This window comes from Frankia sp. CoWAU3, from assembly GCF_977971855.1.
Genome location: NZ_CDWWXB010000325.1, coordinates 1 through 2,704, shown reverse-complemented (window position 1 = coordinate 2,704; position 2,704 = coordinate 1). Strand labels below are relative to the sequence as shown.

Annotated in this window: 3 protein-coding genes; all 3 read left to right on the top strand. The window is 69.6% G+C overall.

Going from position 1 to position 2,704, the window contains the following annotated elements:
* Nucleotides 1–253 precede the first annotated feature (253 nt).
* Genes AC08ON_RS17960 through AC08ON_RS17950 form a run of 3 tightly spaced genes read left to right on the top strand, consistent with a single transcriptional unit; the run spans nt 254 to nt 2,657 of the window.
* Nucleotides 254–556, top strand: a complete 303-nt coding sequence (locus AC08ON_RS17960; RefSeq protein WP_035732629.1) for an urease subunit gamma — start codon at nt 254–256, stop codon at nt 554–556.
* Nucleotides 553–933: an urease subunit beta gene (locus AC08ON_RS17955; protein WP_011435286.1), complete on the top strand. Its 381-nt coding sequence runs from the start codon at nt 553–555 to the stop codon at nt 931–933. Before AC08ON_RS17960 ends, AC08ON_RS17955 begins: the two co-directional genes overlap by 4 nt.
* Nucleotides 930–2,657 (top strand): urease subunit alpha, encoded by a 1,728-nt coding sequence (locus tag AC08ON_RS17950; protein ID WP_476606649.1) that lies wholly within the window; start codon nt 930–932, stop codon nt 2,655–2,657. Before AC08ON_RS17955 ends, AC08ON_RS17950 begins: the two co-directional genes overlap by 4 nt.
* Nucleotides 2,658–2,704: the final 47 nt, after the last annotated feature.

Here is a 2,704-nt window from a genome sequence, read left to right as displayed (position 1 = left end):
CCCGGGTGAATTACCAGTAACTCCATTCTTACTGTTGACGGAACCACACTCCCGCGGCGTCCCCGGCAATGTCGGGACAGAAACCTGGACGAAACTTTTCTTGAGCTACGAGAGCGTCGCCGTTCACCTGACCGTCACATTGCGCCCCGATATGTCCGACGAGCATCTGGGCCGGAGCTTCGCCGGCGTGTCGTGGACCGCGCCGAACCGAACCAGGCCGGCGGCATTCCCCGACCTGCTAGGCTTCGCATTCGTGCTGCTGAGCCCCCATGAACAGGAACGACTGCTGATCCATGTGGCGGCCGGGCTCGCCCGTGAACGGCGAGCCCGTGGGCTGCGGCTGAACCATCCCGAAGCGACCGCGATCATCACCTCGTTCCTGCTGGAGGGCGCGCGGGACGGTCGCGGCGTCGCGGACCTGATGAGCGCCGGGCGAACCGTGCTCACCCGGGACGACGTCATGGAGGGCGTGCCGGAGATGCTCGGCGAGGTGCAGGTCGAAGCCACCTTCCCGGACGGCACCAAGCTGGTCACCGTCCACCGGCCGATCCCGTGATCCCCGGGGAGATCCTGACCGGCGACGATCCCGTCGAGATCAACGCCGGACGCCCGGTACGCACGGTGCTGGTCCGTAACATGGGCGACCGGCCGGTGCAGGTCGGCTCGCACTACCACTTCGCCGCGGCGAACCCCGCTCTCGACTTCGACCGGGCGAGTGCCTGGGGCCACCGGCTCGCGGTGCCCGCCGGCACCGCGGTCCGCTTCGAACCCGGCGTGGAACGCGAGATCGAACTGGTGCCGCTGGCCGGCGCCCGGGTCGTGCCGGGCCTGCGACCGGAATCGGCCGGCCCGTTGGACGCCGCGAGCGGCACCCGGATTGCGGACACCGCGACGATTGAGGATATATCGGGCTTTCAGGGAGAGGGTTCGTGAGCCGACTCGACCGCTCCCGCTACGCGGCCCTGTACGGCCCCACGGTCGGCGACCGTATCCGGCTCGCGGACACCGACCTGTTCATCGAGGTGACGGAGGACCGCAGCCGCGGGCCGGCGGGCACCGGGACCGGTGACGAGGCCGTCTTCGGGGGCGGCAAGGTCATCCGTGAGTCGATGGGGCAGTCCCTGGCAACCCGCGCCGAGGGTGCGCCCGACCTCGTCATCACCGGCGCCGTCGTTCTCGACCACTGGGGTGTGGTCAAGGCCGACGTGGGGATCCGCGACGGCCGGATCGTCGCGCTGGGTAAGGCCGGCAACCCGGACACAATGGACGGCGTCCATCCCGAGCTGGTGATGGGGCCCGGCACCGAGATCATCGCCGGTAACGGGAAGATCCTCACCGCCGGCGCGGTGGACTGCCACGTCCATCTGATCTGCCCGCAGCAGGTTCCGGAGGCGCTGGGCGCCGGCATCACCACGCTGATCGGCGGCGGCACCGGCCCGGCCGAGGGCACGAAGGCGACGACGGTGACGCCCGGATCCTGGAACCTGGCGCGGATGCTGTCCGCGCTGGACGACTGGCCGGTCAACGTTGTCCTACTCGGCAAGAGCAACACGGTCAGCGACGAGTCGATGTGGGAACAGCTGCGAGCCGGGGCGGCCGGCTTCAAGCTGCACGAGGACTGGGGGACGACGCCGGCCGCAATCGACGCCTGCCTGCGGGTCGCCGACGCCGCCGGCGTCCAGGTTGCGCTGCACTCCGACACCCTGAACGAGGCCGGCTTCGTCGAGGACACGCTGGCCGCCATCGCCGGCCGGGCGATCCATGCCTACCACACCGAGGGGGCCGGCGGCGGGCATGCCCCGGACATCATCACGGTCGCGGCCGCCGGCAACGTGCTGCCGTCATCGACGAATCCGACCCGCCCGCACACCGTCAACACCCTCGACGAGCACCTCGACATGCTGATGGTCTGTCACCATCTCAACCCCAGCGTGCCCGAGGACTTGGCCTTCGCCGAGAGCCGGATCCGGCCGTCGACGATCGCAGCCGAGGACATCCTGCACGACCTGGGCGCGATCTCGATGATCGGTTCGGACTCGCAGGCGATGGGCCGGATCGGCGAGGTCGTCCTGCGTACCTGGCAGACCGCGCATGTGATGAAGCTCCGGCGCGGGTCCCTGGCCGGCGACGATCGGGCCGACAACACCCGGGCCCGGCGCTACATCGCCAAGTACACGATCTGCCCGGCGGTGGCGCACGGCCTGGACGCGGAGATCGGCTCGGTGGAACCCGGCAAGCTCGCCGACCTGGTGCTGTATGACCCGGCGTTCTTCGGGGTGCGGCCGTCGCTGGTCCTCAAGGGCGGGTTCATCGCCTGGGCCGCGATGGGCGATGCGAACGCCTCCATCCCGACCCCGCAGCCGGTGCTGCCCCGGCCGATGTGGGGAGCCGCCCGTGGTCCGGCCGCCGCGTCGTCGTTGATCTTCGTTGCCCCGGCGGCGATCGAGGACGGGCTGCCCGGACGGCTGGGGCTCGCCACCCCGGTGGTGCCGGTCGCGGATGTGCGCCGCCGCGGCAAGGCGGATCTTCCCGAGAACACCGCGACACCGGACATCCGGGTGGACCCCGACACGTTCACCGTCACGGTGGACGGTGAGGCGATCGAGGCGGATCCGGTGAGCGAACTTCCGATGACCCAGCGCTACTTCCTGTTCTGAATGTTCTGATTCTGAGCTTGTCGTTTAACCTTCGGGTGTCACTCTGT